Consider the following 21,751-nt stretch of genomic DNA (forward strand, 5'->3'; position numbering starts at 1 on the left):
CGGGTTGGCCGGCCGGATCCCAGTGATCCGGCCGGCTCTCCCCGGACCCGTTCAGACCATTGCTGAAGTGCCCCGATTTCTCGCGTGAAGCGAGGGGGCTCGAACCCCCGAAAGAGGGATTGACGACAAGTGCTCGACGTCAACTTCTTCGACGAGCTGCGGATCGGCCTTGCCACCGCGGACGACATCCGGACCTGGTCCCACGGCGAAGTGAAGAAGCCGGAGACCATCAACTACCGCACGCTCAAGCCCGAAAAGGACGGACTCTTCTGCGAGAAGATCTTCGGTCCGACCCGGGACTGGGAGTGCTACTGCGGCAAGTACAAGCGTGTCCGCTTCAAGGGCATCATCTGTGAGCGCTGTGGCGTCGAGGTCACGCGCGCCAAGGTGCGCCGTGAGCGCATGGGCCACATCGAGCTTGCCGCTCCCGTCACCCACATCTGGTACTTCAAGGGTGTCCCGTCGCGCCTGGGATACCTGCTGGACCTCGCGCCGAAGGACCTCGAGAAGGTCATCTACTTCGCCGCGTACATGATCACGTTCGTCGACGAGGAGCGCCGCACGCGCGACCTCCCGTCGCTGGAGGCACACGTCTCCGTCGAGCGCCAGCAGGTCGAGAACCGTCGCGACTCGGACCTCGAGAACCGCGCCAAGAAGCTCGAGACCGACCTGGCCGAGCTCGAGGCCGAGGGCGCCAAGGCCGACGTGCGCCGCAAGGTGCGCGAAGGTGCCGAGCGTGAGATGAAGCAGCTGCGCGACCGTGCGCAGCGCGAGATCGACCGCCTCGACGAGGTGTGGAGCCGCTTCAAGAACCTCAAGGTCCAGGACCTCGAGGGCGACGAGCTGCTCTACCGCGAGCTGCGTGACCGCTTCGGCACGTACTTCGACGGCTGCATGGGCGCCGCTGCCCTGCAGAAGCGCCTGGAGTCCTTCGACCTCGACGAGGAGGCCGAGCGCCTCCGCGAGATCATCCGGACCGGCAAGGGCCAGAAGAAGACCCGTGCGCTGAAGCGCCTCAAGGTCGTCTCGGCGTTCCTGCAGACCAGCAACAAGCCCAAGGGCATGGTGCTCGACTGCGTGCCGGTCATCCCGCCGGACCTGCGTCCGATGGTGCAGCTGGACGGTGGCCGCTTCGCGACCTCCGACCTGAACGACCTGTACCGCCGTGTGATCAACCGCAACAACCGCCTCAAGCGTCTCCTTGACCTCGGTGCCCCCGAGATCATCGTGAACAACGAGAAGCGGATGCTGCAGGAGGCCGTCGACGCGCTGTTCGACAACGGCCGCCGCGGTCGCCCGGTCACCGGTCCCGGCAACCGTCCCCTGAAGTCCCTCAGCGACATGCTGAAGGGCAAGCAGGGCCGGTTCCGTCAGAACCTCCTCGGCAAGCGCGTGGACTACTCCGCGCGTTCCGTGATCGTCGTCGGTCCGCAGCTCAAGCTGCACCAGTGCGGTCTGCCGAAGGCGATGGCGCTGGAGCTCTTCAAGCCGTTCGTGATGAAGCGCCTGGTGGACCTGAACCACGCGCAGAACATCAAGTCGGCCAAGCGCATGGTCGAGCGTGGCCGCACCGTCGTGTACGACGTCCTCGAAGAGGTCATCGCCGAGCACCCGGTGCTGCTGAACCGTGCGCCCACCCTGCACCGCCTCGGCATCCAGGCCTTCGAGCCCCAGCTGGTCGAGGGCAAGGCCATCCAGATCCACCCGCTCGTCTGCACCGCGTTCAACGCGGACTTCGACGGTGACCAGATGGCCGTGCACCTTCCGCTCTCCGCGGAGGCGCAGGCCGAGGCCCGCATCCTGATGCTGTCCTCGAACAACATCCTGAAGCCGGCCGACGGTCGTCCCGTCACCATGCCGACCCAGGACATGGTGCTGGGCCTGTTCTTCCTCACCACGGACGAGGAGGAGCGCAAGGTCATCGGTCAGGGCCGGGCGTTCGGTTCCACGGCCGAGGCGACCATGGCCTTCGACGCCCGCGAGCTCTCGCTCCAGGCACAGGTGGACATCCGCTTCCCGGTGGGCACCATGCCCCCGCGTGGCTGGGTGCCGCCGGTCGCCGAGGAGGGCGAGCCCGAGTACCAGCCGGGTGACACCTTCCGGCTGCGTACGAGCCTGGGCCGCGCGCTCTTCAACGAGCTGCTGCCCGAGGACTACCCGTTCGTCGACTACTCGGTGGGCAAGAAGCAGCTCTCCGAGATCGTCAACGACCTGGCCGAGCGCTACCCCAAGGTCATCGTGGCGGCGACGCTCGACAACCTGAAGGCCGCGGGCTTCCACTGGGCGACCCGTTCCGGGGTCACCGTCTCTGTTGCCGACATCGTCGTCCCCGAGGCCAAGAAGGCCATCGTCAGGGGCTACGAGGAGCAGGACGAGAAGGTCCAGAAGCAGTACGAGCGCGGTCTGATCACCAAGGACGAGCGCACGCAGGAGCTCATCGCGATCTGGACCAAGGCGACCAACGAGGTTGCCGAGGCGATGAACGCGAACTTCCCGAAGACGAACCCCATCTTCATGATGGTCGACTCGGGTGCCCGAGGAAACATGATGCAGATGCGTCAGATCGCGGGTATGCGTGGTCTGGTGTCGAACGCCAAGAACGAGACGATCCCCCGTCCCATCAAGGCGTCCTTCCGTGAGGGCCTCACCGTTCTGGAGTACTTCATCTCCACGCACGGTGCCCGTAAGGGTCTGGCGGACACCGCCCTGCGTACCGCCGACTCGGGTTACCTGACCCGTCGTCTGGTGGACGTCTCGCAGGACGTCATCATCCGCGAGGAGGACTGCGGCACCGACCGCGGCCTCAAGCTGAAGATCGCGGTCAAGGGTGCCGACGGTGTCCTCCGCAAGACGGACGACGTCGAGACCTCGGTGTACGCCCGCATGCTCGCCGAGGACGTCGTCATCGACGGCAAGGTCATCGCGCCTGCCAACGTCGACCTCGGTGACGTCCTGATCGACGCCCTCGTGGGCGCCGGCGTCGAGGAGGTCAAGACCCGCTCGGTCCTGACCTGTGAGTCCGCGGTCGGCACCTGTGCCTTCTGCTACGGACGCTCGCTCGCCACCGGCAAGCTGGTCGACATCGGTGAGGCGGTCGGCATCATCGCCGCCCAGTCCATCGGTGAGCCCGGTACCCAGCTGACGATGCGTACCTTCCACACCGGTGGTGTGGCCGGTGACGACATCACGCAGGGTCTGCCCCGAGTCGTCGAGCTCTTCGAGGCCCGTACGCCCAAGGGTGTCGCCCCGATCTCGGAGGCCAAGGGCCGGGTCCGGATCGAGGAGACCGAGAAGACCAAGAAGCTCGTCGTCACGCCGGACGACGGCAGCGAGGAGACGCCGTTCCCGATCTCCAAGCGTGCCCGTCTGCTGGTCGGCGAGGGCGACGCGGTCGAGGTGGGCCAGAAGCTCACCGTCGGTGCCACGAACCCGCACGACGTGCTGCGGATCCTCGGTCAGCGCGCGGTCCAGGTCCACCTGGTCGGCGAAGTCCAGAAGGTCTACAACTCGCAGGGCGTGTCGATCCACGACAAGCACATCGAGATCATCATCCGGCAGATGCTGCGCCGCGTGACGATCATCGAGTCCGGCGACGCGGAGCTGCTGCCGGGCGAGCTCGTCGAGCGGTCGAAGTTCGAGGTCGAGAACCGTCGTGTGGTCACCGAGGGCGGTCACCCCGCCTCCGGCCGTCCGCAGCTGATGGGTATCACCAAGGCGTCGCTCGCCACCGAGTCGTGGCTGTCGGCGGCGTCCTTCCAGGAGACGACCAGGGTTCTGACCGACGCGGCGATCAACGCCAAGTCGGACTCCCTGATCGGCCTCAAGGAGAACGTCATCATCGGTAAGCTCATCCCGGCCGGTACGGGTCTGTCCCGCTACCGCAACATCCGGGTCGAGCCGACCGAGGAGGCCAAGGCCGCGATGTACTCGGCCGTCGGCTACGACGACATCGACTACTCGCCGTTCGGCACGGGCTCCGGCCAGGCCGTTCCGCTGGAGGACTACGACTACGGTCCGTACAACCAGTAAGCGAGTCGCTTGATACGACCGAAGGGCGGTCACCCCGTTGCGTACGGGGTGGCCGCCCTTCGGCGTGTCCGGGGTCAGCGCGGGGGACGTTCGTCCAGGTAGGGCTGGAGGCGCTGGAGCCGGTCCGCGTAGTCGGGGTGCGAGGACAGCAGCTTGGCGAGACCGGCGGCGCGGGGGGCGCGGGGCCCCGCAGCCGCGTACCGGGCCTCCTCGTGCGCCCGCATGGTGTGCAGGACCCCGGCGAGGGGGTGTGCGAAGCCGAGGCCGGCCGCGTGGGCGTCCGCCCGGAGCTCGGCCCTCCTGTTGACCAGGGCCAGCAGGTACGGAGCGACCGCCATCGGCAGGAGGACCATCCAGGCCGCCGCGACGAGGGCCAGCAGTCCGCAGCCGAACAGCAGGACCAGGACGCCCGTCGCGGGCAGCGAGATGACGCGTGCCACGCGCAGCGCGAACCGCGACATCGCGCGTATCGCCCGCCAGGTCAGCTCGGCCGGCTGCGCGTACCACTGGCCCAGCAGGGAGGCCCAGGCGTGGCCGCCCGTGTGGTGGCCGAGTTCGTGTGCGAGTGCGGCGGCCAGCTGCCCGTTGGGCAGGTGGTTCAGCGAGAAGGTGGTGACGCCGACGATGTGGCCGGCCGCGGCGTACGCGTTGATGTCGTCGCTCTCCTCGATCCACAGCTCGTACCGCTGGTGGTCGACTCCCGCCCGCGCCGTGACCTCGCGCCACACCGGCTCCAGCCGGGCCCGTTCGGCAGGCGTCGGGACGCGCAGCCGCAGCAGCCTGCGGGCGAGGAAGCTCTCCGTGGGGCGGTGGAAGACCAGGGCGCCGCTGAGCACCCAGACGGTGACGGGCAGCCAGGCCGCCGACCCGAAGAACGCACTCGCGAAGCCGGTCACCACGGCGAGGCTGCAGAGGAACGCGGGCACCTGGACGAGCAGCCGGCTCAGTGCGGTGGCGTCCGCGCCCCGTTGGCGGGCGGTGAGATGGACGCGCCGCTGCTCGAAGTCCATCTGGTGGGGGTGCTGCTCCGGCCGGCCCGGCAGCGGGTCCGGGGCCGGGCCGAGCTGCCCGGGGGGCGGGGGAGGCGCCGGGTCACGGGGGTACGCGGGTGCGGCGCTCACGGGCGCGCCGGGATACAGGGGTGGGGTGTCGTCCGGTGTGCCCGGGTATGCGGGTGGTGGTGCGGTGACGGCCGGTGTGCCCGGGTACGCGGGTGGTGGTGCGGTGACGGCCGGTGCGGCGGGGTACGCCGGTGGCGGTGCGGCGTCGTCCGCTGTGCCCGGGTACGCGGGTGCGGGTGCGGAGGCGAGCGGTCTGTCCGGGGTGTCGGGTGGGGGCGGGGTGCCGTCCGGTGTGCCCGGGTACGCGGGTGCGGAGGTGTCCGGGTGCTCGGGCAGGGGCAAGGAGGCAGCCGGTTCGACCGGGTGTCCGGGGTACGTCGGCGGCGGGGGTATGTCCTGGCCGGGAGAGTGGGTCATCGGGCTTGCTCCTCGGGTGTGCGGCGCGGGTGCGGGCTGACTGGCCGGGCGGCTCAGCCCAGGAGCCCCGCGACCGGGAAGAAGACGGTGCTGAGGAAGAAGGCGGCCAGGCCGATCCGTATCCAGCGGTGCTTGTCCGCGACGATGCGGCTGGTCTCCGCCAGCGAGACGAGCAGGGCGTCGGCCGGGGACCGGGCCGTGTCGGCCAGGGCCTGTGCGAGCAGGCCCTGGGACGAGGCCCGCCGGGTGTCGGCGAAGTAGGTGAGCGGCTGCCCCGGTGCCCAGGAGCTCGGCCGGTACCTGGGCAGGATCGCCATGAGCAGGGACAGCAGCGCCAGCGCCACGCAGCAGGCCCCGGCCCACCACAGCACGCTGCTGAATCCGCTGAGGTCCCACGGGCGCCAGCGCCTGGCCGACAGGAAGCCGCTGAGGACACCCACCGTCACCCCCAGTGCCCCGGCGAGTACCGCGGCCTTGCTGTCGGCGCGTGCGATCTCGCTGCGGGCGTCGGTGAGCAGCCGGACCGCCGCCTCCAGGGAGGCCGCCTCCGTGGGGACTCCGGCCGGTTCGGCGGTCATGACGGCCTGCCTTCGCGGTCCGTGGCGGAGGGCTCGTCCTGGGGCCCGGTGACGGGCTCCTGCGAGGGGGCGGTGTCGTGAGGGGGGACGAGGCTCCGCGGGGTGACGGGACCCTGTGACGGGGCCGTGAAGGGCATGGCGGGCATCGGGGGCGGGCTCGCGGCCCGTGTGGCGGGCGCGGCGGGAGGCTGCGGGGGCGGAAAGCCGTACGGCGGTGGCACGGACGGTCCGGGCGGGGCCGTGAGCGGCGGACCGTGGAGCGGCTGCCGCCCCGGATACGGTCCGAGGGCGGTGGGCGGCGGTACGTACCCGTCGAAGAGCGCCGTGCCGTGGACCGCAGCCCCGGCGAGCGGGGGGCCGGATTCGGCCGAGGGCGGAGCGGTGCCGGGCTGTCCGGGAGCGGTGCCGGGCGGCGCGGGTGGTGCGGCGTCCGCAGGTGCGTGCGGGGCGGGCGGGAGCGCCGGCTCGGGAGGTACGGCGTCCGCCGGTGGGAGCGGGGCGGGCGGGACCGGGGTCGGTACGGTGTCCGCCACACCGGGCAACCGCTGCGCGAGGATCTCGGTGACGGTCCTGAGCGCGAGCTCCTTCGGCCCGTCCAGCTCGAACGCCTCCGCGTGCTTGCCCCCGAGCAGCTCCGAGACCAGCTCCTTCTGCTGCTGGATGAGGCGCAGCTGGTCGTCGCGCATGGACTGCATCACCAGTCGGGAGTCCTCCGGGTGCTCGGAGAGGTGGAGCGCCCAGGCGTGCACACCGCCGTGCTGGAGGTGGTAGGCGTAGAAATTGATCTTCTGTGCCTGCAGGGCCTGCAGCTCCAGGTCCTGGCGGCCCGCGAGCAGCGCGTGCTGGTGCTGGAGCGCCTGCTGCTGCATGGCCAGTTCGTGCTGCTGCCGCTGGTGTTCGAGGGACCGTCCCGCCAGGAGCAGGTCCTGCTGCCGGGAGCGGAGGTCGGCCTCCAGATCGATGTCCATGCCGCGCCGGGCGATGAGGACCTGCTCCGCGCTCTGGTGCTCGATGGCCTGCTTGCGCTTCTCGTGCGCGATGTTGTCGTCGTCCCGGCGGACCCGCACGGTCCACGTGACCAGGAGTCCGGCCGTCGCGCCCAGCACGCCCTGCGCCTCGACCGCCCGCAGCACCGCCTGTTCCGCCTCGGCACTGCGGTGGACGGGGTACGTCCGGGTGACCGGCCGCGCGGCCTGCTGCAGCTCGCCGAGCAGGAGTTCGGGGACGTGGCGGTGGCCGCTCCTGACGAACACGTCGGGCTCCCGTACCTGCCAGGACAGGTCGACCGCCACGCCGAACTCGAACGCGTCGTTGTCGCTGGGCAGGGCGAGCTCCGCCCGCACCGGATGGATCCCCATGTCCACCTCGTAGACCGCGGTGTAGCGCCGGGTCGCCATGTCCGCGCGTGCGGGGCGGTGGGGAGGCAGGAAGGTGTCGTACTCGCCCCTGGCGGTGACGAACACCAGCGCGTGATCGACCTGGGTGACCGGCTTGCGGGTCACGTACTCGAAGCGCGTCAGCTGCCGCACGGTCAGCACCGGATCGGTCAGCTGTGTGTGGCGGTCGGCGCTCTGCTGCCATTCGGGCGGACGGCGGAAGTCGGCCATCGGGACTCTTCTCCTTGACGGGTGCGGCTGGTTCAGCCGGGATCGACGACGGCCAGCAGCCGGCCCGCGACCGGCGGCGGCGTCGTACCGCCGTCCTCGGCGGGCATCGTGCGCAGCAGGTGGGCGAGCCGCCTGCGGTCGGTGTCGGTCCCGACGAGATCGGGGAGCAGGGTGGCCAGGGCGGCCTCCGCGCGGGGGACACGGTCCGCCGACCACGTCCACGTGCGCAGGACGGTGAGGGCGTCGTCCGTGTGGTGGCGGTCGCGGAGGGCGGTCGTCCACAGGTCCGCGAGGCCCCGGGCCTGTGCCGCGCGCGCCGCGGACGCCAGCGCGTACCACTCGAGCAGCGGGGCCGCCGAAGCCGTCGGATCGTCGTCCTCGGGGTGCGCGCACGCGGAAAGGAAGGCGCGCAGGGCGAGGTCGCGCAGGGCGGGGTCGTCATTCAGCCAGCGACCCATCTCGGCGAGCACCTGCCCGCCGGCCGGGGAGAGCAGCAGCAGGGCTACGGACGACGCCAGTTCGTCGACCTCCTCGGCGAGCCCGGTGGTGTCGTCGCCCCGTCCGTCGCCCGCCGCGAAGTGCGTACGCGCGGCGGAGCGCAGGGCGTGCAGGGCCTCCGTCGGATGGGCGGGGCCGATCAGGGCGTAGGTGCGGATCGCCGTCCAGCGTTCCCTGCGGTCGCCGCCGGTGCACCAACTCCCCAGGATCCTCTGGATGTTGGGGGCTCCGAGAAAGTGGGCCAGCGTGAGGGCGTTGACCGCGACGAGCCGATGGCGATAGCGCCGCGAGGTGGCCCAGCGGCTGATGACGAGAGCCATCGCCGACGGCAGGTCCGCCGCGGCGAGCACGGCCGCGGTCGAGGCCGCACGGGTCCGCACGAGAGGGCGCCCGTCGTCGGCCAGCCTGTCCAGCCAGGCCACCAGGGCCGGGCGGGCCGACGGATGGCCGGTCCACACCTCGCGCAGCAGGACGAGGGCGGCGCGGTCGTCGCGGTACCGGGCCTTGCGCTGGGCGACCGGGCCCCACTCGGTCACCTCGTTCTCCTCGTACCGCTCGGCCCGCGCCCGGTCGAGCCGGCCGCTCGCCGCGTTGCCGAAGACGGGTACGCGGGGCGGTTTCGAGGGGTCCTCGGTCTTCTGGAGCAGCGCGTACAGCACATCGCTCAGCTCGGCGGTCAGGGCGTACGGGGCCTCGTTGAAGGCGGCGAGCGAGACGAGGAAGGCCTTGTCGGAGAGGGAGGCCGACGGATCGCCGAACCACTCCTCGACCTGGCTCTCCAGGGCCGCGAGCGAGAAGCGGTCCAGGTCCTGCCCGGCGGCCCGGCCGAGGGCGACGCGGGCCAGCAGCCGGGCGAACGCGGCCACCTCGCGCAGTTGGTGGCCCCGGTCGAGGAACTCCTTGACGGCGCTGTGCTCCAGCAGCGCTCCGGCGTCCGCCCCGACGTCGCCGGAGCCCTCCAGCAGTGCCGCCAGATGGGCCTCCAGGACGGCACGCGACCGCGGGGGCTGCCACTGCGCGACGGCCACGTCCTCCAGCGCCGCGGCCGTGTCCACGGTGATGACCAGATGGGCGTCCTGCTCGACGAGGCGCTCCCGCAGGGCCAGCAGATGCGTGTCGCGCAGGGGCTGATCGCGGCGGAGGGCGAGGTCGCAGAGCACGTGGCCCCGGGCTCCGTCGAGCAGCCCGGCCAGCGAGGCGGGGGCGATGTCGCGGTCGAGGGAGCGCACGGGAGTGGCACCCAGCCGGTTCAGCAGCATCAGGGCGGCGGTGCGCCGGCCGCTGAAGTGCCGGCCGGAGAGCACCAGGACACGCTCGGCCCGCAGCCGTTCCACGAGCGCGGCGAACGCCGCCCCGTCCCCGCCGGGGACGAACAGGGCCGCCGTCCGGTCCAGGCTGTCCTGCGGAACCAGGCCCGAGGTGTGCGTGTCGCCGGCCACCCCGAGCTGGTAGATCTCGGTCTTGCTGCCCATGATCACGTCACCCACGACGTGTCCGCCGCTGACACCGTGCTGGTCACGGCCGCTCAGCCCGCCCGCGAAGCGGGCCGACGCGCCGACCATGATCCCCGGGCTGTGCGCGTAGAGGTCGCGTCGTGCGCTCCAGGCGTCCTGCGGCTGTTCCTCCTCTTCCTCCGGCACGTCAGACGCGGGGGAGGGCGAGCCGTCCCCCGGCTGTGGTGCCTCCGCGTCGGGCGCCGCCGTGGACGCGGCGCCGGGGGTGGCCGAGGCATGGGCGGGCCCGTCGCCGTCCGGCCCGGACGGGTCCTGGATCATCGGCGGGCACTTCCGTCCGAGGGTCCGTCGGAGGGACGGGGGTCGCGGGGGCCCTCGGGCCGGCCGTCGCCGGTGCTGCCGAGCACGACGTCGCCGGCGACGAACCCGCCGCTCACTCCGTGCAGGTCACCGCCGACGAGACTGCCGCCGAAGGAGGGGGCGCCGCCGTGGAAGTGGAACACGGCGGCGCCTCCCGCCCCCGACGCCGGGCCGCCGGAGGGACCCCCGTCCGCCCCCTCCGGCGACCCGCCCGCGACGCCCCCGTGCGCCGCTTCCCCCGTGGCGGAGGCGACGCCCCCGTGCGCCGCCTCCGCCGTACCGGCCGCGGCGCCCCCGTCCGCCGCCGCGGCCGTTCCCGCCCCTGGCACCGTGCCGTGCAGCCAGGCCTTCATCGGCCCGTTCTTGCCGGCCACGGTGACGGGGCGGAACTCTTCCGGCACGATGCCGGGGTGTCCGTGCCGCACGATCCCGCGGTGCACGTCCTCGGACACGCACAGCGCGAGATCGCCCGTACGCTCGCGCAGCGCCGCCCTCAGTACGTCCCCGTCCAGCAGCCGGCAGGCGTGGTTCAGGTCGGACCCCACCCAGCCGTCCCGCTCGTCGATCGCGACGTACCCCGTGGCCAGGACGGCCCGCAGCCGGATCTGGGCGCTGCTCGAAGCCATCCGGTTGACCCCGTGCAGCTGTACGGGGGTCTCGGTCAGCAGCGCCCGCAGCAGTGCGGTCACCGAGGCGTTCGCGTCGATCAACTCCATGACCGCGTCGCCCCGGTCGGCGCGGATCCGCCGGTCCTCCCCGATCCCGGCCGCCGTGAGCGTGCGGTCGGCGATGTCGTAGAGCATGCGCCGCAGGTAGTTCTGCTCGATGTCGTCGCGGTCGCTGAAGCGCTCGATGTCGAACAGCAGGATGGTGCGGCTCACGGGATCGGTCATGGCTGCCTCTCGGTGATCTGCGAGTGGCAGCAGCCTGGGCCCGCCGGGACCGTACCGGTGAGGGCAGATGACCCACTGGAAGTGTGACCGTGTGTACATACGGTCGGGGCGGGGCCCGAGTGGGGAGCCCCGGGTCAGTCCCCGGGGTCCTGGGACCGGGCTATCCGGCGCAGGACGTCCGGGCGGAGGATGAGCAGGGTCCGCCGACCGGTCGACACCACCTGCCGGGCGCGCAGGTCCCTGAGCAGCCGCTGCACCATCTCCCGGGACGCCCCGACAGAACCCGCGAGCTCCTGCTTGCTCAACGGCACGGTGAGCTCGATTCCCTCCGGAGTACGGACACCGTGGGTGCGAGCCAGGTCGAGCAGCAGTACGGCGAATCGTTCCCGCACGGTCAGGGAGGCGAACTCCAGCCGTCGGCGGTCGGCGGCCCTGGTCCGGTCGGACGTCAGCCCGAGCAGGGTGAAGGACGCGGCGGGGGAGCGGGACAGGTACTCCCTGAACAGGTCGTGCTCCACCGCCACCGCCTTCACCGGTTCCAGCGCGGTGACGGTGGCCGACCTCGCGCGGCCGGTCAGGGCCGACGACTCCCCGACGATGTCCCCGGGGCCGCGCAGGGCGAGGAGAGCCTCGTAGCCGTTCGCCGCGGAGGCGGTGACCTTGGTCCAGCCCTCGGTGATCAGCAGGACGTGCGAGGACGGCTCCTGCTGGTGGATGAGCGCGGACCTCGTCCCGAAGCGGAGCACGCTGCCCAGTGCGAGCAGTGCGGTGCGGTCCGCCCGCTCCAGCCTGGCGAGAAAGGGAACGCGGTCGTCCAGCCCGTGGCCCCCCGGCGGATCCAGCATGGTCATCGTGCCCCCTGAACATCACGCGTCGGCTGTCCCGCTCCGGTGCGGACGGCCCGTCCTCGGCCCCGCACCCGTCCCGCCGTCGCGACAGCGGGACCCCGTGCCCGTCCCGCTGTCGAGGCGGCCGCGCCGGCGGCTCTCCCGCCGACGCAGCGGGCAGGTCAAACTACTGGCAGTGAACGCCGTCCGCCGGGAGAAAGCCGGTTTTGGCCCTTGGTGACGTGCCGGGGTGTTCCCGGGGGCCCCGCACGCCGCACTCCACGGCATTTGTTTTGACCCAGCTCCGTGAGGTAGGTACGCTCAAGCCTTGTGCCTGGGGTGTGCCTGGGCTCGGGTGCGTGTCCTCAACCGCATGGCGAGTCCGTAAGTGGCCACCGCAATCTGCGCTCCGCCTGCCTCACGGCAGGAGCTTGCAGTGTTCGACACACCCGACCGCGTGGGTCGGCGAGTGTTCCAGGTTAGTTTCAACGAACGGCACACAGAAACCGGAGAAGTAGTGCCTACGATCCAGCAGCTGGTCCGGAAGGGCCGGCAGGACAAGGTCGAGAAGAACAAGACGCCCGCGCTCGAGGGTTCGCCCCAGCGTCGTGGCGTCTGCACGCGTGTGTTCACGACCACCCCGAAGAAGCCGAACTCGGCGCTCCGTAAGGTCGCGCGTGTGCGTCTGACCTCCGGTATCGAGGTCACGGCCTACATCCCGGGTGAGGGACACAACCTGCAGGAGCACTCCATCGTGCTCGTGCGTGGTGGCCGTGTGAAGGACCTGCCGGGTGTTCGTTACAAGATCATCCGCGGCTCGCTCGACACCCAGGGTGTCAAGAACCGCAAGCAGGCCCGCAGCCGCTACGGCGCCAAGAAGGAGAAGTAAGAATGCCTCGTAAGGGCCCCGCCCCGAAGCGCCCGGTCATCATCGACCCGGTCTACAGCTCTCCTCTTGTCACCTCGCTGATCAACAAGATCCTCCTCGACGGCAAGCGTTCCACCGCCGAGCGGATCGTGTACGGCGCCATGGAAGGCCTCCGCGAGAAGACCGGCGCTGACCCGGTCATCACGCTGAAGCGCGCGCTTGAGAACGTCAAGCCCTCGCTCGAGGTCAAGTCCCGCCGTGTCGGTGGCGCCACCTACCAGGTGCCGATCGAGGTCAAGCCCGGCCGCGCCGCCACCCTCTCCCTGCGCTGGATCGTGGGTTACTCCCGCGCCCGTCGTGAGAAGACGATGACCGAGCGGCTCATGAACGAGCTGCTCGACGCCTCCAACGGTCTTGGCGCTGCCGTCAAGAAGCGCGAGGACACGCACAAGATGGCCGAGTCGAACAAGGCCTTCGCGCACTACCGCTGGTAGTCGCTCACCCCATCGAGACCGAGAGAAGATTGAGCCTTATGGCCACCACTTCGCTTGACCTGGCCAAGGTCCGCAACATTGGGATCATGGCCCACATCGACGCGGGCAAGACGACCACCACCGAGCGGATCCTCTTCTACACCGGCGTTTCGTACAAGATCGGTGAAGTCCACGACGGCGCAGCCACGATGGACTGGATGGAGCAGGAGCAGGAGCGCGGCATCACGATCACGTCGGCCGCGACGACCTGTCACTGGCCGCTCAATGATGTTGACCACACGATCAACATCATTGACACCCCGGGTCACGTCGACTTCACCGTCGAGGTGGAGCGTTCGCTCCGCGTCCTCGACGGTGCCGTCACCGTGTTCGACGGTGTGGCGGGCGTCGAGCCGCAGTCCGAGACCGTCTGGCGTCAGGCGGACCGCTACGGCGTGCCGCGTATCTGCTTCGTCAACAAGCTCGACCGCACCGGTGCCGACTTCCTTCGTTGCGTCGACATGATCGTCCAGCGCCTCGGCGCGGTCCCGATCGTCATGCAGCTCCCCATCGGCGCCGAGGCCGACTTCCGCGGCGTCGTCGACCTCGTGACCATGAAGGCCTTCGTTTACCCCGAAGAGGCCGTCAAGGGCGAGATGTACGACACCGTCGAGATCCCGGACAACCTCAAGGAAGCCGCCGAGGAATGGCGCGGCAAGCTCCTCGAGGCCGTCTCGGAGAACGACGACGAGATGATGGAGCTGTACCTGGAGGGCGTCGAGCCCACCCAGGACCAGCTGCACGAGGCGATCCGTCGGATCACCCTCGCGTCGAAGGGCACGGCCGACTCCGTCACGGTCACCCCGGTGTTCTGTGGCACCGCGTTCAAGAACAAGGGCGTCCAGCCCCTGCTCGACGCGGTCGTCCGCTACCTGCCTTCCCCCCTGGACGTCGAGGCCATCGAAGGCCACGACGTCAAGGACCCGGAGAAGGTCATCCAGCGGAAGCCCTCGGACGACGAGCCGTTCTCCGGCCTGGCGTTCAAGATCGCGAGCGACCCGCACCTGGGCAAGCTCACCTTCGTCCGGATCTACTCCGGTCGCCTCGAGGCCGGCACCGCGGTGCTGAACTCGGTCAAGGGCAAGAAGGAGCGCATCGGGAAGATCTACCGTATGCACGCGAACAAGCGTGAGGAGATCCCCTCGGTGGGCGCCGGCGACATCGTCGCCGTCATGGGCCTGAAGCAGACCACCACCGGTGAGACGCTGTGTGACGACAAGAACCCGGTCATCCTGGAGTCCATGGACTTCCCGGCGCCGGTCATTCAGGTCGCCATCGAGCCCAAGTCCAAGGGTGACCAGGAGAAGCTGGGTGTAGCCATCCAGCGTCTCTCGGAGGAGGACCCCTCCTTCCAGGTGCACTCCGACGAGGAGACCGGCCAGACCATCATCGGTGGTATGGGCGAGCTTCACCTCGAGGTGCTCGTCGACCGCATGAAGCGCGAGTTCCGCGTCGAGGCGAACGTCGGCAAGCCCCAGGTCGCGTACCGCGAGACGATCCGCAAGACCGTCGAGCGCATCGACTACACGCACAAGAAGCAGACTGGTGGTACCGGCCAGTTCGCGAAGGTGCAGATCGCCCTCGAGCCCATCGAGGGTGGCGACGCCTCCTACGAGTTCGTCAACAAGGTCACCGGTGGCCGCATCCCCCGTGAGTACATTCCCTCGGTGGACGCGGGTGCCCAGGAAGCCATGCAGTTCGGCATCCTGGCCGGTTACGAGATGGTCGGCGTCCGCGTCACCCTTCTCGACGGTGGTTACCACGAGGTCGACTCCTCGGAGCTCGCCTTCAAGATCGCCGGTTCGCAGGCGTTCAAGGAGGGTGCCCGCAAGGCGTCCCCCGTGCTCCTCGAGCCGATGATGGCCGTCGAGGTCACCACGCCCGAGGACTACATGGGCGATGTCATCGGCGACCTCAACTCCCGCCGTGGCCAGATCCAGGCCATGGAGGAGCGCAGCGGCGCTCGCGTCGTGAAGGGCCTCGTGCCCCTCTCGGAGATGTTCGGCTACGTCGGAGACCTCCGCAGCAAGACCTCGGGTCGCGCAAGCTACTCGATGCAGTTCGACTCCTACGCCGAGGTTCCGCGGAACGTCGCCGAGGAGATCATCGCGAAGGCCAAGGGCGAGTAACTCTTCCGAGTCCACGCTTTAGGCTTGTCACCGGAGCCCGGACGGGCATTCGTCGCACCGCGGCGAATGCCCCCGGCACCGGCATTCCAGCAAAGATCACCTGGCGCCGATGAAGCAAGGCGTACAGAACCACTCAGGAGGACCCCAGTGGCGAAGGCAAAGTTCGAGCGGACTAAGCCGCACGTCAACATCGGCACCATCGGTCACATTGACCACGGTAAGACGACCCTCACGGCCGCCATTACCAAGGTGCTGCACGACGCGTACCCGGACCTGAACGAGGCCTCGGCCTTCGACCAGATCGACAAGGCTCCTGAGGAGCGTCAGCGCGGTATCACGATCTCGATCGCGCACGTCGAGTACCAGACGGAGTCGCGTCACTACGCGCACGTCGACTGCCCGGGTCACGCCGACTACATCAAGAACATGATCACGGGTGCGGCGCAGATGGACGGCGCCATCCTCGTCGTCGCCGCCACCGACGGCCCGATGCCGCAGACCAAGGAGCACGTGCTCCTGGCCCGCCAGGTCGGCGTTCCGTACATCGTCGTCGCCCTGAACAAGGCCGACATGGTGGACGACGAGGAGATCCTGGAGCTCGTCGAGCTCGAGGTTCGTGAGCTCCTCTCCGAGTACGAGTTCCCGGGCGACGACCTTCCGGTCGTCAAGGTCTCGGCGCTCAAGGCTCTCGAGGGCGACGCCGAGTGGGGTCAGACCGTTCTCGACCTCATGGCTGCCGTGGACGAGTCCATCCCGCAGCCCGAGCGTGACGTCGAGAAGCCGTTCCTCATGCCCATCGAGGACGTCTTCACGATCACCGGTCGCGGTACGGTCGTCACCGGCCGCATCGAGCGTGGTGTCCTGAAGGTCAACGAGACCGTCGACATCGTCGGTATCAAGACCGAGAAGACCACCACCACGGTCACCGGCATCGAGATGTTCCGCAAGCTGCTCGACGAGGGCCAGGCCGGTGAGAACGTCGGTCTGCTCCTCCGTGGCATCAAGCGCGAGGACGTCGAGCGCGGCCAGGTCATCATCAAGCCGGGTTCGGTCACGCCGCACACCGACTTCCAGGCCCAGGCCTACATCCTGTCGAAGGACGAGGGTGGCCGTCACACCCCCTTCTTCAACAACTACCGCCCGCAGTTCTACTTCCGTACCACGGACGTGACGGGCGTTGTGACCCTCCCCGAGGGCACCGAGATGGTCATGCCGGGTGACAACACCCTCATGGACGTCGCGCTGATCCAGCCGGTCGCCATGGAAGAGGGCCTGAAGTTCGCCATCCGTGAGGGTGGCCGGACCGTGGGCGCCGGCCAGGTCACCAAGATCATCAAGTAGTTCCTGCTTGATCGTCTGACCTGGTAGCTCCGCACAGAGCACCAAGAAGGGCCCCGCACCTCTCGCGAGAGGTGCGGGGCCCTTCGCCGTGTGCGGGGTGCGCTGCGCTGCCGGTCAGCTGCTGGTCCGCTGCCGACCGGTCCGCTACCGGCCGGTCAGCCGCCGGGAAGGAACGCGATCACGGCGAAGGTGTCGTCCTGCCGCCGGGTGTGCAGCGTCCCGCCCAGCGTGAGCACCCGGTAGCGGAGTCCGGCCAGGCCGGTGCCCGGCCGGCCGGGCTCCGGAGCGGGCGTCCCGGCGGGGACGCCGTCGTTGCGCACCAGGAGACGGATTCCGGAGGCGTCGGACCGCAGCTCTATCTCGCACAGGGCGGCCCTGCTGTGCTGGAGGACATTGCCCACCGCCTCGCGCAGTACGAAGCGGAGGCACGCCGACACCGCCGGATCCGGCACGGCGTGCGGACGCAGCACGGTGCGCACCGCGACGCCGGAACCGGTCAGCAGGCGCTGGACGTGGGTCAGCTCCTCGCTGAGCGAGGAGCCCTCGTCGTCCGGGAGGCCGATGGCCCGTATCTCCGCGTGCAGGCGGCGGGCGTGCGCGACGATCTCGGTGAGTGCCTGCCGCGACGGGTCGGGGGGAGAGTCCTCGGGGCGGGTACGCAGCGCCGCCTCGCCCTGCACCACGATCGCAGAGAGGGACGAGCCCGCCAGGTCGTGCAGGTCCTGGCGCATCCGCGCCTGCGCCCGCTGTTCGGCCAGCCGCGCCGCCTGCTCGCGGCTGCCGTGCAGACGGGCCGAGAGCAGGGCGAGATGGCCGACGGCGAAGACGGTGCTGGCCGTGATCACCGTACTGAGCAGGACGCCGATCGCCCCGCGGTCGGTGCGGACCAGGCCCGTGTGCACCAGCAGGGGTCCGCTGACGACCACCAGCAGGGCGACCGGTAAGGACCGGGCCGGCGGCAGGGTGAGCAGCACCGCTCCGGCGAGGAAGCCCATCAGGCTGAGCCACCGGTAGTGGAAGAGCAGCAGAGGCAGGTAGGTGAGCAGTGCCTGGATCATCAGGAGTCCCCACCGCCAGCGGTACGGAAGCCGGTAGGGCGGTGGCGCGTACTGGCCGAGTAACACGGCGGGCATCAGCACCAGCAGCGACAGGCCGGTGGTCACCGAGCGCCTGCTGAGGTGGGAGCCGGCGACCTCCTGGGCGACCAGGGCCAGTGAGCAGACGACCAGGACCACCAGTGCCCCGAGCGCCACCGGGGAGCCCTGCGGCCGAGGGGCCCGACGGAGCGTCCCGCACATGTGGTCCCCTGTCCCTCGGCCGGCCCGCATCATTGTGGCCCAACCGTGGGCCGTCGAAGATCATTTCTGTGGTTCGCCGGCCCGGACCGACTCCGCCCGGGGCGACCTCCGGCAACAGGTGCCGTGGACCGGAAGAGGTCCATCCGGGAGAGGCGGGCCGGGCACGGGAGTGCCGAGCCCGGATGAAGGGAAGATCCCATGCGCGACTACCGACTGACCTCACTGCTCTTCTTCGTCCCCTTCATGGCCGTCGGCGGGATCGACCGGGTCCAGGAATCCGGCTGGTCGCCGCTGTTGGGGGCGGGCGAGATCGTCCTGGCCGTCTGCATACTCGCCGGTGCCGTCAAGGAGATCCGTGGCGGCCTGCTCCACAGGAAGACGGGACGCGCCACCGGCCGGAACGGCTGACGTCGGAGTTCGCGGCCCGCCCCGGGGCCGAGCACCCGGAGCGGTGAGACCGCCGGTGCCACCCGCCCGGCGCGGTGGGCCTCGCCACCGCGTCGCCACCGCGTCCGGCCCGCCGATGAGCGAAGGACCACGCCGGGCCCGCCCGAGGAGTGAATGACCACGCCGGGCCCCGTCCGACACGTGAACGACCACGCCCGGTCCACCGACGCGTGACCGACCACGCCGGGCCCGCCGACGCGTGAACATTTCACTCCCGCTGCGGCCCGCCACGTGGTCGGATGGGTCCGACGTGCTGCCTGGACCGCGTAGCGCGCATCGGGCGGGTGCGAGCAGGGGGACTCATGGCGGCCAGTGTGCTCACACGACGTGAGCGGGTCGAGACCGCCGCCGTATGGGTGCTCGCGGTGCTGGTGCACGGGGCGGCCTTCGTGTCCGTGGTGGTGGCCGGACCCTGGACGCTGGTGCCGTTCGTGCCGGCCCTGATCGGCTCGCTGGTGGCGGTCCGGTTGGTGCGCCGAGCGATCGCCGAAGCCCGGGCCGGGGCGGCCGGCCGGGAGTCCGGAGGCCCGGAGCGGACCGGCACCGAGCCTGACGGGCCGGGCCGGCGGGCCGCGGAGACCGGTGATAATCGGGCCCATGATCAAGGTGCTGGTGGTTGAGGACCACGCCGTCGTGCGGGCCGGGCTGACGGCCCTGCTGGCGAGGGAGATCGGCATACAGGTCGTCGGTGAGGCCGCCGACGGCCGGGACGCGCTGGACGAGGCCCGGCGCCTGTGCCCGGATGTGGCGCTCCTCGACATCGACCTGCCGGGAGCGGACGGCATCACGGTGGCGGGTGAGCTCGCCGAACGGATGCCTGACTGCCGCTCCCTGATGCTCACGGCACTGGACCGGCCCGGACATCTGGAACGGGTACTGGCGGCGGGCGCCGCCGGCTTCCTCCTCAAGACGGCGGCCCCGGCCGAGCTGTCGGACGCCATCCGGCGGGTCGCCGGGGGCGGCCGGGTGATCGACCCCCGGATGCGGGACGCCCTGCGCTCCCGGCCCAGCCCGCTGACGGACGGTGAGGCGGAGGCACTGCGGCTGACCGCCTCCGGCGCGCACGCGCGGGAGATCGCCGCCGACCTCTTCCTGAGCCTGGGGACCGTACGCAACCGGCTGTCCTCCGCCGTCGGCAAGCTGCACGCCCGCACGCTGGTCGACGCCGTCCGCATCGCCGAGGACCACGGCTGGCTGTAGCCGGACCGAGGGGCGGGCGGGACCCCCTGCGTCGCGGCCGTCTACGGGCGCCAGAGCCACGGCAGCGCGTCCGTGCCCAGCCCCGCCACAGTCGGCCGCCCCGCCTCGCCGATGTGAAGGGCCGGCCCGTCCAGGGCGGCCCGGCCCCCGGTACGCATGAGGACGCCCGCCGCCGTACGGAGCTGGAGCAGCCCCTCACCGGAGCGGCCGAGCAGTGCCGGGCCGTGCGGCGAGACGGCTGCCGTGACCGGGCCGTACCCGTCGGAACCGGGCAGCTCCGCCGTGCCTCCCGCGTGCACGGAGACCAGCGCGGCCCCGGCCTCGGCGCGGTAGAAGAGGTCCACGGATCCGTCGGCGGCGGGCAGGGCGGCCGGGGGAGTGCCGGGCACCGGGCCCGCGTCGATCTGGGTGCGAGCGGTCAGTGCGTGGCCCGGCCCGTCCTGCGTCCAGTGGTGCACCGCGTGGTGGCCGGCCCCGTGCACATGGACCCGCCCCTCGCCGTCCACCACGGCGCTGAAACCGTCCTGGACCTCGCCGCCGCCCATGTCACGCCATCCGCTCCACCGGCCGTCCCCCTCCCGTACCCGGGTGCTGAGGCCCTTCTCCGCGTTGCGGACGAAGAGGTGGATGCGACCGTCGGGCGCCGTGACCGCGACGGGCACACCGATACGCCGCCCCCCGTCCGGCCCGGGCGAGGGGGTGCCGAGACCGCGCCAGGCGAGGAAGCCGCCGCCCGGAGCGCGCTGCTCCAGCACCACGATCTCGCGCTCGTTGTCACCGCCGTGCCCGCCGAGCGCCGCGAAGCGGAGCCCGAACAGCAGCAGTCGGCCGCCGGCCGTGGTCGTCGAGCCCAGCACCGGTGCCAGCGGACCCCCGCCGAGGTCGTGCGGCGGCCCCCAGACCCCGCTGCCCGGCTCCGTCTCGCGCCACCGTACGACCCGCAGCCCCAGCACCGCGTGCGCGGCGAGTCGCCCGTCGGGGTCGGCGGAGACGGCGACCCGGGCGCCCGGGTACCGGTGGTGGGTGGAGCGGACCCACCCCTTCCTGTTGGTCAGCGGACGGTCGCCGCCCACGTTGTAGTCGCCGCAGCCTGCCGCGTTCCCGCACTCCCAGTCCGGCGAGCCGCCGTACGGGACGAGGTGCGCGGCCTTCGCGGACAGCACCACCGGCGGCAGGTTCTTGGGCCAGTGCCGGTTGTAGTACCCGCGGTAGGAGGTGGTGACGAAACCGGGTACGTCCCCGCCGCGCGCCGTCGTCCGGGCCACCCAGCGGATCATCGCGGCCCAGGCGAAACAGGCGGCCGCGGTGTGGTCGGGGTGGTCGGAGTACCCGGGCTGCTCGCTGTCCGCGCGGCGGACTGCCTCGGGGCTGCGCTGGATGTCGGGATCGGGGTCCAGGGTGTGTACGACGGTCGGCCGGTAATTCTCCAGCAGCCCGGCGAGTACGTCGACGAGTCCGTCGTACGTGTACGAACCGGCCCTGGTCAGAGGTGACCCGTCGGCGACGACGGTACGCAGCACGAGCCGCCGGTCCTGCCAGAGGCTCGGGAGCCCCGGCCGGTGACGGCCGGTGTGCATGGCCGTGTTGAGGAAGACCAGCTCGACCCGTCGTGCCCCGGCGGTGAGGGTGTTCACCTCGGCCCGTCGGCCGCCGTCGAGCTCGGCGACGGATGTCTCCCAGGGCGCGAACTTCTCCAGGCCGAGCAGTGTCGCGTACGCCTGGCGCAGTCCCTGGTGGCGGGCGGAGGAGTAGGCGCCCTTGTCCGGTGCGGGGCGCGGAGCACCCGGGACCCTGTTGACACCGTCCGCCTCGCCCGCCGTGAGGTAGACGCAGACCAGTGGCGTACCGGCGTCGACGGCCAGCCGGGTGTCCGGGTTCATGAAGTACAGGTCGTCGTCGGGGTGGGCGAGGATCTGCATCAGCAGGGCCCGCCGCCCGGTGCTGATCGGGAATCCGGGTGCCGGGTCCGGGGGAGGGTCGGTGCGCCGGGGCGGCGGCACGGAGCAGGCGGTGAGCGCGGATCCCAGGGCGGCGGCCGTGAGCAGGGCCCGTCGCCGCACGCGTGGTGCCGCCCCGCGCCGTGGCCGGTCGAGCCGCTCACCGTTTCCGGGCAGGCCGAGTTGGTCCCTCATGCTGTGCACGTCGTCCGCTCCCCCCGCAGCGGATGGGCACCTCATGGCCCGGTGCTGCGCTCTCGCGAGGGGTCAGACG

At 70.9% G+C, this 21,751-nt stretch carries 16 protein-coding genes; 8 read left to right on the plus strand and 8 right to left on the minus strand.

Going from position 1 to position 21,751, the window contains the following annotated elements; all coding sequences use genetic code 11:
• Positions 1-129: 129 nt before the first annotated feature.
• Positions 130-4,029 (plus strand): DNA-directed RNA polymerase subunit beta', encoded by a 3,900-nt coding sequence (locus OG927_RS19625; protein ID WP_056796644.1) that lies wholly within the window; start codon positions 130-132, stop codon positions 4,027-4,029.
• Positions 4,030-4,103: 74 nt separating this feature from the next.
• Here OG927_RS19625 and OG927_RS19630 read toward each other — a convergent pair whose 3' ends face one another.
• The 6 genes from OG927_RS19630 to OG927_RS19655 all read right to left on the minus strand — a co-directional run bounded on the left by OG927_RS19630 (position 4,104) and on the right by OG927_RS19655 (position 11,748).
• Positions 4,104-5,507 carry a M48 family metalloprotease gene (locus tag OG927_RS19630; RefSeq protein WP_330320554.1) on the minus strand — a complete coding sequence of 468 codons (1,404 nt, stop codon included), beginning with the start codon at positions 5,505-5,507 and terminating at the stop codon, positions 4,104-4,106.
• A gap of 53 nt (positions 5,508-5,560) precedes the next feature.
• Positions 5,561-6,085: a Pycsar system effector family protein gene (locus OG927_RS19635; protein ID WP_056796641.1), complete on the minus strand. Its 525-nt coding sequence runs from the start codon at positions 6,083-6,085 to the stop codon at positions 5,561-5,563.
• Positions 6,082-7,692: a hypothetical protein gene (locus OG927_RS19640; RefSeq protein ID WP_330320555.1), complete on the minus strand. Its 1,611-nt coding sequence runs from the start codon at positions 7,690-7,692 to the stop codon at positions 6,082-6,084. Before OG927_RS19640 ends, OG927_RS19635 begins: the two co-directional genes overlap by 4 nt.
• Positions 7,693-7,724: 32 nt before the next feature.
• Complete coding sequence (locus OG927_RS19645; RefSeq protein WP_330320556.1) at positions 7,725-9,965, minus strand: hypothetical protein; 2,241 nt, start codon at positions 9,963-9,965, stop codon at positions 7,725-7,727.
• Positions 9,962-10,897: a hypothetical protein gene (locus tag OG927_RS19650; protein WP_330320557.1), complete on the minus strand. Its 936-nt coding sequence runs from the start codon at positions 10,895-10,897 to the stop codon at positions 9,962-9,964. Before OG927_RS19650 ends, OG927_RS19645 begins: the two co-directional genes overlap by 4 nt.
• Positions 10,898-11,031: 134 nt before the next feature.
• On the minus strand, positions 11,032-11,748 hold the full coding sequence (locus tag OG927_RS19655) for a Crp/Fnr family transcriptional regulator (protein WP_330320558.1): 717 nt from the start codon (positions 11,746-11,748) through the stop codon (positions 11,032-11,034).
• A gap of 493 nt (positions 11,749-12,241) precedes the next feature.
• Here OG927_RS19655 and rpsL point away from each other — a divergent pair, with 493 nt between their 5' ends.
• The 4 genes from rpsL to tuf all read left to right on the plus strand — a co-directional run bounded on the left by rpsL (position 12,242) and on the right by tuf (position 16,595).
• Complete coding sequence (rpsL, locus tag OG927_RS19660) at positions 12,242-12,613, plus strand: 30S ribosomal protein S12 (RefSeq protein ID WP_003948652.1); 372 nt, start codon at positions 12,242-12,244, stop codon at positions 12,611-12,613.
• Positions 12,614-12,615: 2 nt separating this feature from the next.
• Positions 12,616-13,086, plus strand: a complete 471-nt coding sequence (gene rpsG, locus OG927_RS19665) for a 30S ribosomal protein S7 (RefSeq protein ID WP_014154599.1) — start codon at positions 12,616-12,618, stop codon at positions 13,084-13,086.
• 38 nt (positions 13,087-13,124) lie between these two features.
• Entirely contained in the window at positions 13,125-15,254 is a 2,130-nt protein-coding gene (gene fusA, locus OG927_RS19670) for an elongation factor G (RefSeq protein ID WP_056796628.1), read from the plus strand.
• 147 nt (positions 15,255-15,401) lie between these two features.
• Positions 15,402-16,595: an elongation factor Tu gene (gene tuf, locus OG927_RS19675; RefSeq protein ID WP_056796624.1), complete on the plus strand. Its 1,194-nt coding sequence runs from the start codon at positions 15,402-15,404 to the stop codon at positions 16,593-16,595.
• 155 nt (positions 16,596-16,750) lie between these two features.
• On the opposite strand, the gene OG927_RS19680 is transcribed toward tuf, so the two are convergent.
• On the minus strand, positions 16,751-17,848 hold the full coding sequence (locus OG927_RS19680) for a sensor histidine kinase (protein ID WP_330320559.1): 1,098 nt from the start codon (positions 17,846-17,848) through the stop codon (positions 16,751-16,753).
• A gap of 243 nt (positions 17,849-18,091) precedes the next feature.
• Here OG927_RS19680 and OG927_RS19685 point away from each other — a divergent pair, with 243 nt between their 5' ends.
• The 3 genes from OG927_RS19685 to OG927_RS19695 all read left to right on the plus strand — a co-directional run bounded on the left by OG927_RS19685 (position 18,092) and on the right by OG927_RS19695 (position 19,540).
• Positions 18,092-18,301: a hypothetical protein gene (locus tag OG927_RS19685; protein WP_056796618.1), complete on the plus strand. Its 210-nt coding sequence runs from the start codon at positions 18,092-18,094 to the stop codon at positions 18,299-18,301.
• A gap of 341 nt (positions 18,302-18,642) precedes the next feature.
• Positions 18,643-18,960, plus strand: a complete 318-nt coding sequence (locus tag OG927_RS19690) for a hypothetical protein (RefSeq protein WP_063887964.1) — start codon at positions 18,643-18,645, stop codon at positions 18,958-18,960.
• Positions 18,938-19,540 (plus strand): response regulator transcription factor, encoded by a 603-nt coding sequence (locus tag OG927_RS19695; protein ID WP_319104873.1) that lies wholly within the window; start codon positions 18,938-18,940, stop codon positions 19,538-19,540. Before OG927_RS19690 ends, OG927_RS19695 begins: the two co-directional genes overlap by 23 nt.
• A 41-nt stretch (positions 19,541-19,581) precedes the next feature.
• Here OG927_RS19695 and OG927_RS19700 read toward each other — a convergent pair whose 3' ends face one another.
• Positions 19,582-21,672, minus strand: a complete 2,091-nt coding sequence (locus OG927_RS19700) for a PIG-L family deacetylase (RefSeq protein WP_330321334.1) — start codon at positions 21,670-21,672, stop codon at positions 19,582-19,584.
• Positions 21,673-21,751 lie beyond the last annotated feature (79 nt).

This window comes from Streptomyces clavifer (assembly GCF_036345975.1).
Taxonomy (GTDB): domain Bacteria; phylum Actinomycetota; class Actinomycetes; order Streptomycetales; family Streptomycetaceae; genus Streptomyces; species Streptomyces clavifer.